This is a genomic window from Streptomyces sp. OR43 (genome assembly GCF_008042275.1).
Taxonomy (GTDB): Bacteria; Actinomycetota; Actinomycetes; order Streptomycetales; family Streptomycetaceae; genus Streptomyces.
Window position 1 is genome coordinate 1 of the sequence record NZ_RDBK01000031.1, and the last position, 8,492, is coordinate 8,492.

The window sequence follows — 8,492 nt, forward strand, 5'->3', positions numbered from 1 at the left end:
GGGGCGGCCAGGCGCTTTTCCGCCGTCCCGGATCCGGCCGCTTCGGGGCCCTCCGCGCCATCGACGCACAAGGTCCGTACGTCTTCGGGCCCCTGGTCGACGCCCTGGCACGGGCCCGGCGCTGCACCCCGTTCATGGTGCTGCTCGCCGCCTACCAGGCGACGCTGTACCGCTGCACGGGACAGCACGACTTCTGCGTCGGTGTCCCCACGGCGGGCCGGTCCGGCCCCGACGAGGAGCGGGCCATCGGCTACTTCTCACGGACCCTGGTCCTGCGCTCCGACGTGTCCGGCGCGCCCACGTTCGCCGACCTGCTGCGCCGTGCCCGCTCCACGGTGTTCGGGGCCTTCGCCCACGAGCGCATCCCCTTCGAGGAACTGGCCGAATCCCTGCGGCTGGACCGGGATCCGGGGCGCACGCCGCTGTTCCAGACGATGCTGACCGTCCACACCCAGGACCCCGGCCTGCTGCGCGACGCGTCGTTCGCCGGTCTCGGCTGCACCGAACTGGACCCGGGTATGCGGGCGTGCAAGTTCGACCTCACGCTGGACGTGCGCCGGGACGGCGAGGACGTGGTCGCCGTCTTCGGCTACCGCACGGACCTGCTCGACCGGGACCGGGTCGCCCGGCTGGGGCGCTGGTTCGACACGCTGCTGCGTGCCGCGGTCGCCGCCCCGGACACACCCGTCCACCTGCTACCGCTGCTGGACGAGTCCGAACGCGCCGCCCTGGAGACGGCCGGCCGGGGCCCGGACCTGCCCGAGGGTCCGCCCACCGTGTACGAAGCCATCGCACGGACCGTGCGCGACCGGCCCGCCGTCGAGGCCCTGCGCGGGCGCGACAGCTCGTTCTCGTACGCCGCCCTGTGGGACGCGGCGGGCAGCCTGGCAGCCCGGCTGGCGGCCGGCGGGGTGCGGCGCGGGGACACCGTCGGTGTGCTCCTGCCCCGCGGCCCGCGTGCCGTCGTGGCGATGCTCGCCGCCTGGCGGGCCGGCGCCGCCTACCTCCCGCTGGACCCCGACTACCCGCCCGCCCGGATCGCGTACATGATCGCGGACAGCGGCGCCGGCACCGTCCTGACCTCCCGCCACGGCACACCGCCCGAAGTCCCCGAGGACGTACGGACCTTGTGCGTCGAGGACACGGAGGGCCCCGAAGACGTACGGACCTTGTGCGTCGATGGCGCGGAGGGCCCCGAAGCGGCCGGATCCGGGACGGCGGAAAAGCGCCTGGCCGCCCCCCGCCCCGACACGGCGGAGGAGGGCCCGGCCGCGCCCCTCCCCGWCGACCCGGCGTACCTCGTCTACACCTCCGGGTCGACCGGCTCGCCCAAGGGCGTCCTCGTCCCGCACCGGGCACTCGCCGAGCGGGTGCGCTGGATGCGCGAGGGGTACGGGGTCACCGCCGGGGACCGGGTCCTGCACTGCGCCTCACTGAGCTTCGACACCTGCGCGGAGGAACTGTTCCCCGCGCTGGCCGCCGGGGCCACCCTCGTCGTGGCCGACGCCGGCGCCACGCTGCCCGACCAGCTGGCCGAGGACTTCACCGCCGATGTCACGGTCATGGACCTGCCGACCCCGTACTGGCAGCACCTCGTCGGCGACCTCGACGTCGTCGCCTGGCCGGACGGGCTGCGGCTGCTGATCCTGGGCGCCGACCAGGTGCAGGCCGCCGCCGTGGCCACCTGGCGCGAGCGCTTCGGCGACCGGGTACGGCTCGTCAACTCGTACGGCCCCACCGAGACCACCGTCATCGCCACGACCGCCGACCTCGGTGCGGCCGACACCCGGTCCCGCCCGCCCATCGGCACACCGATCGGCGGCGTCACCGCCACGGTGTGCGACGAGCACGGTGGCCCGGTCCCGCCCGGCACCCCCGGCGAACTGCTCATCGGCGGTACGGGAGTGACCCTCGGCTACACCGGCCGGCCCGGTGCCACCGCACGCGCCTTCGTCCCCGACCCGTACGGCCCGCCGGGCTCCCGCCGCTACCGGAGCGGCGACCTCGTGCGCCGCCGGGCCGACGGCGCCCTGGAATTCCTCGGCCGACTGGACGGCCAGGTCAAGGTGCGCGGCTACCGGGTGGAGCCCGGCGAGGTCGAGAACGCGCTGCTGGCACAACCGGGCATCGCCGAGGCGGTGGTCGTCGCCCGCCGCGACACCCTGGTGGGCTATGTGGTCCCCGCCGCCACGGACCCGGCCATCCCGACGCCCGCCACGGACCCGGCCATCCCGACGCCCGCCACGGACCCGGCCGTCCCGGCGTCCGCCGCCCCGGCGCTCGATCCGGCCGGTCTGCGGAGCGCTGTGGGAGCGCTCCTACCGGCCCACCTCGTGCCCGCCGCGATCCTCGTCCTGGACCGGCTGCCGCTCACCCCGAACGGCAAGCTCGACCGGGCGGCCCTGCCCGCCCCCGACCGGCGCCCCGAACTCCGCGCGAGCTACCTGGCCCCGCGCACCGAGGCGGAGGAACTGGTGGCCCAGATCTGGCGCGAGGTCCTGGACATCGACCGCGTCGGTGCCCTGGACGACTTCTTCGACCTGGGCGGACACTCCCTGCTCGCCACCCGGGTCATCGCCCGCGTCCGGGCCACCGCCGAACTCACCGTCCCTCTGCGCACCCTCTTCACCCACCGCACGGTCGCGGAGTTCGCCGAAGCCGTGGAAGCCGCCCTGATGGCCGAGATCGACGCCCTGTCGGACGAGGAGGCCGCCGCCCTCCTCACCGCGGACGGCGACGCACTGGAAGGAACCCGTACGCCGTCATGAGCGACACCACCGCCCCATCCTCCGCCGCCCCATCCTCCGCCGGTCTCTCCGATGCCAAGCGCGCCCTGCTCAGCCGCCGACTGACGGCCGGCCGCACCGCCGCGCCCCGGCCCGCCGTGCCCCGGCGCCCCGACGGCGCCGTGCCGCCGCTCTCCTTCGCGCAGGAACGGCTCTGGTTCATGGAGCAGTTCGCGCCCGGCACCGCCGCGTACAACATCCCCGTCGCCCGCAGGCTGCGCGGCGAGCTGGACCGGGAGGTGCTGGCACGCGCCCTGGACACCGTGGTCGCCCGGCACGAGACGCTGCGCTCCCGGTACCCGGTGACCGACGACGGCCGCCCGGTCCTGGAGATCACCGAGCCCGCGCCCGCGCCACTGCCCCTGGTGGAGGCGTCGGACGAGGAACACGCGGCCCGGCTCGTGGACGAGGCGGGGGCCCAGCCCTTCGACCTGGCCGCCGGGCCCCTGCTGCGTACCCTCCTGGTGCGCGTCGCCGACCGCGACCACATCCTGCTGCTCGTCGTCCACCACAGCGTCAGCGACGGCTGGTCCAGCGAGATCCTGATCTCCGAGATCCTGCGCTGTTATGCGGGCCACCTCCAGGGCGACGCCCCTGTGCTGCCCGAACTCCCGGTTCAGTACGGCGACTTCGCCCAGTGGCAGCGCGACCGGCTGAACGGCGACGCGCTGACCGCCGAAGTCGCCTACTGGGCCGGGGAACTGGCCGGTGCGGAGCCCCTCGTCCTGCCCACCGCCCGGCCCCGCCCGGCCCGGCAGACCTTCGACGGGGCCGGCTACGGATTCCAGGTGGACCGCGCCCTCCTCGACCGGCTCGCCGCCCTCGGCAAGACGCACGGGGCCACCCTCCACATGGTGCTCCTGGCCGCCTTCCAGGAACTCCTGGCCCGGTTCAGCGGCCAGCGCGACTTCGCCGTCGGCTCGCCCGTCGCCGGCCGCCCCGAACCGGAACTCGAGGGGCTGGTCGGCATGTTCGTCAACGTCCTGGCGCTGCGCGCCCGGCTCGACGGCGATCCGTCCTTCGCCACCCTGGTGGAACGTACCCGGGAAACCTGCCTCGAGGCGTACGCCCACCAGGAGCTGCCGTTCGCGCAGCTGGTCACCGAGCTGAAGGTGGAGCGCGACGTCTCCCGCTCCCCGGTCTTCCAGGCGGTACTCGCCGTACAGAACTACGCCACCGGACACCAGGCCACCGCCGGTCCGGGCCTGGACGTGGAGGCCTACGGTCTGCGCGCCGCGGGCACCCGCTTCGACGTCGAGCTCTTCCTGATGGAGTGGCCGGACGGGCTGCGCGGCGCGTTCAACTACAACACGGACCTGTTCGACGAGGCGGACATCGCCCGTCTCGCCGCCCACCTCGACCGGCTGCTGCACGCGGTCGCCGACCGCCCCGACGTGCCGCTGTCCGCGCTCGATCTGCTCTCCCCCGGTGAACACGCGCTGGAGATAGAGAACTTCAACGGTACGGAGGTGCCGACACCGGACGACGCCACGCTGGTCTCCCTCATCGACGAGCAGATCGCGCGCACGCCCGGCGCCACCGCCGTGACGGCCGAAGACCGCAGCCTCACCTACGCCGAACTGGACGCCGCGGCCGACCGCATCGCCGCCCGGCTCCTCTCGGCCGGCACCGCCCCCGGCGACGTCGTCGCCGTCGGCGCGGAACGCTCCCCCGAACTGGTCGCCGCCCTCCTCGCCGTACAGCGCACCGGTGCCTGCTACACGCCGCTCGACACCGAGTACCCGCCCGAACGGCTCGCGTTCATGCTCGACGACAGCGGCGCGCGGGTGCTCCTGACCCTGCGCGGCACCCCGGTCCCCGAGGACTGCCGGGCCACCGTCCTGTATCTCGATGACGACGACCCGCTCGACGGGAGCGCTCCCACGCCCCGGAGCCCCGTCCGGCCGACGCCCGACGACCCCGCCTACCTCATCTACACCTCCGGCTCCACCGGACGCCCCAAGGGCGTGCCGAACACGCACCGCGCCATCGTCAACCGCCTGCTGTGGATGCAGCGGGCCTACCCCATCGGGCCGGACGACTCCGTGCTCCAGAAGACCCCGGCCGGGTTCGACGTCTCCGTCTGGGAGTTCTTCTGGCCGCTGATGACCGGCGCCCGCCTCGTGCTGGCCCGCCCCGGCGGCCAGAAGGACGCCGCCTACCTGCACGAACTCATCCGCTCCGCCCCCATCACGGTCGCCCACTTCGTCCCCTCGATGCTGCCCCTCTTCCTCGCCGAGGAGGGCGCCGGACGGTGCACGGCCCTGCGCCGCGTCGTCTGCAGCGGCGAGGCACTGCCGCCGGACACGGCGCGCGCGTTCCGGGAGGTGCTGCCCGGCTGCGCCCTGGCCAATCTGTACGGGCCCACCGAAGCGGCCGTCGACGTGTCGGCGTGGGAGTGCGAGGCACGGCCCGATGTGGTCCCGATCGGCTTCCCGGTCGACAACATCCGCCTCTACGTCCTGGACCGGGCACTGCGGCCGGTGCCTCCGGGCGCACAGGGTGAGATCCACATCGCGGGGGCCGGGCTCGCCCTCGGCTACCACCGGCGCCCCGGGCTGACCGCCCGCCAGTTCGTCCCCGACCCGTACGGCCCGCCGGGCTCGCGGCTCTACCGCACCGGCGACCTGGGCAGGCGCCGCCCCGACGGCGCCCTGGAACACCTCGGCCGCATCGACCAGCAGGTGAAGCTGCGCGGGCTGCGTATCGAGCTCGGCGAGATCGAGTCGGCCCTGCGCGCCCTGCCCCCGGTCGCCGAGGCGGCCGTCGTCGTACGTGAGGACAGCCCGGGAGACAAGCGGCTCGCCGCCTACCTCGTCACCGCGGACGGGCAACCGGCACCCGATCCGCAGGAACTGCGCGCCGCCCTCAAGCGGGTGCTGCCCGATTACATGGTGCCCGTCTCCTTCACGGTTCTGCCCGTCCTTCCCCTCTCCCCCAACGGCAAGCTCGACCGGCGCGGCCTGCCCGCCCCGCAGATCCACCGGACGGCCGGTGCGGCCAGTGCGCCCGACACCCCTGCGGAGCGGGTGCTCGCGGGGATCTGGGCCGAGGTGCTCGGCCTCGACGAGGTCGGCGCGGAGGAGGACTTCTTCGACCTCGGCGGCCACTCGCTCCTCGCCACGCAGGTCGTCGCCCGTGCCCGCAAACTGCTCCCCGGGGCGGGTGCCCGGCCGGTCAGCGTGATGGACCTGTTCACGTGCCGCACGGTCAGGGACCTGGCGGCGCTGGCCGACCTCCCCGAGGACGCCCGGGGACCCCGCCGCCTGCTGCACCGCCTGACTCCCCCGGCCCCCTCCGGACAGCTGCGCGCCACCCTGGTCTGCGTCCCGTACGGCGGGGGCAGCGCGGTCGTGTACCAGCCTGTCGCCGACCTCCTGCCGGAGGGCTACGAGCTGTGGTCCGTGGCCATCCCGGGCCATGACGTCGGCGTGACCGAGGAACACCTGCCCTTCGGGGAACTCGCGGATTGCCTGGCCGCCGAGATACGCGAACGGGTCCAGGGGCCGCTGATCGTGTACGGGCACTGCGGCGTCGGCACCGCACTGGCCGTGGCCACCGCCCGCCTCCTGGAGGCATCGGGCCGCGAGCTCGAAGCGGTGTACGCGGGTGCGCAGTTCCCCTTCGCCAAGCCGCGCGGGCGGGTACTCGGCGCCCTGTCCAAGGTGGCGTCCCTGGAATCGCTGCTCGGCAACCGGGTGTACGTCAACTGGCTGACCGGGATGGGCGTCGACACCTCCCAGCTCGACCGGGAGCAGACCGCGTTCATCGTGGGCAACATGCGCCGCGACAGCCAGGCCGCCGAGGAGTACTTCACCGGGGCCATCGCCGACGTCGAGGCGGGGGCACCCCGGCTGAGGGCGCCGCTGGTCTCGCTCGTCGGCGACCGCGACCCGGCCGCCGACTTCTACCAGGAGCGCTACCGGGAGTGGCTGCTGCTCGCGGAGCGCTCGGCGGTCGCGGTGATCGACCGGGGCGGCCACTTCTTCGTGAAGTACCGGGCCGCCGAGGTCGCCGAAGCGGTGACGAGCGTTCACGAGGCGATCCGGGCGGAGGCCACGGGCACGCTGCCCGCGCACTCCCCGGACGCGGCCTGGTGGTTCCACGCCGAGACCGGGCCTTCCGGTGGCGCGGAGGTAAGGGCGGACCCGGCCGCGGGCGACGCCGGGGCCGGTGGGGCCGGGGCCGGTGGTGCCGGGGCCGGTGGCGCCGGGGCCGGTGGCGCCGCCGAGGCAACCGGTGCTCCCGCGGAGGCCACGAGTGCTCCCGCGCCGGGTGCGGCACGCTTCCTCGCCGTCGTGCTCGGGCAGCTGGGCTCGATCGTGGGCTCCGCGCTCACGGAGTTCGCCCTGCCCATCTGGATCCTGCTGGAGACCGGTTCACTCACTCGGTTCGCGTTGTACTCGGTCGTGGCGATGCTGCCCGGCATCCTCGTCGGCCCGCTGGCCGGGGCGATCGTGGACCGCTTCGACCGGCGCAAGGTCATGCTCGCCGGCGACATCGCGGCGGGGCTCAGCCAGGTGGCCATGCTCTGCCTCCTGCTGGGCGGCGTCATGGACACCTGGTATCTGTACCTGCTGCTCGGCAGCCTCTCGGTGGCCCTCACCTTCCAGCGACTGGCGTACAGCTCGGCCGTCCCGCAGCTCGTCCCCAAGCGCTATCTCGGCCACGCCAACGGAATCGTCCAACTCGCCTTCGGAACGGCGCAGTTCGTCGTACCCCTCATGGCAGTGGCACTCATGGCCGGCATCGGTCTGCGCGGCATCCTGATCCTTGACATCGCGAGTTACGCGGTCGCGGTGGCCGTCCTGCTGTGCGTCAGGTTCCCCCGGACCCTGCCGTGGAGCCGCCGGGAACCGGTCGTCGAGGAGATCAAGCAGGGCTTCGCCTACACCTGGCGGCACCGGGGCTTCCGGTCGATGCTCCTGTGGTTCGCCGCGCTCAATCTCTTCCTCTCCCCGCTCTTCCTGCTGGTGACGCCCCTGGTGCTGTCCTTCGACACCCTGGACGGGGCGGCGGCGGTCGCCACGGCGGGCGGTGCCGGTGCCGTCGCGGGCGGACTGATCATGGGAGTCTGGGGCGGGCCCCGCAGACGCCGGGTGCGCGGCATGCTGGCTCTGGCCGGGGTGTTCGCCCTGGCCGGTGCGGTGACCGGGCTGCGGGCCGATCTCTGGGTGATCGGCGCCGGCGTCTTCGGGATGTCCTGCGCCATCGGCCTGGTGAACGGGGTGTACTCGACGATCGTCCAGGTCAAGGTCCCGCAGCGTTTCCACGGCCGCGTCTTCGCCCTGAACACCATGGTGGCCTGGTCCACCCTCCCCATCGGCCACGGCCTCGTCGCCCCCCTGGGAGCCCGCCTGTTCGACCCGTTGATGACGGAGGACGGGGCGCTGGCCGACAGCGTGGGCCGGGTGCTGGGAACGGGGCCGGGGCGGGTTCGGCGCTCGGTGCGGACGCGGCGAGGGCAGCGGCACGTTCCCGGAGGCCGATGAGGTCGTCCGGCTCGGCGTCCGGCACATCGAGGTCGAAGCGGGCAAGCACCGGCAGCCGCAGCGCCAGGGCCACCAGCGCCAGCATCGCCACACAGCACAGCAGGTACATCAGSCCGATGCCCCGCCCCGGCCCCGTTCCCAGCACCCGGCCCACGCTGTCGGCCAGCGCCCCGTCCTCCGTCATCAACGGGTCGAACAGGCGGGCTCCCAGGGG

General features: G+C 74.0%; 2 protein-coding genes. Both read left to right on the top strand.

Features of this window, described 5'->3' with window-relative positions:
* The coding region (locus tag EAO72_RS15790; protein WP_148017978.1) for a non-ribosomal peptide synthetase at window positions 1–2,768 on the top strand (2,768 nt) is incomplete at its 5' end.
* The gene (locus EAO72_RS15795) at window positions 2,765–8,278 is read left to right on the top strand and encodes a non-ribosomal peptide synthetase/MFS transporter (protein WP_261991496.1); all 5,514 of its coding nucleotides are present in this window, start codon (window positions 2,765–2,767) and stop codon (window positions 8,276–8,278) included. The genes EAO72_RS15790 and EAO72_RS15795, both read left to right, overlap by 4 nt.
* Window positions 8,279–8,492: the final 214 nt, after the last annotated feature.

Coding starts and splice junctions, on each gene's coding strand:
- EAO72_RS15795 (WP_261991496.1), top strand. CDS start 2,765: ATGAGCGACACCACCGCCCCATCCTCCGCCGCCCCATCCTCCGCCGGT.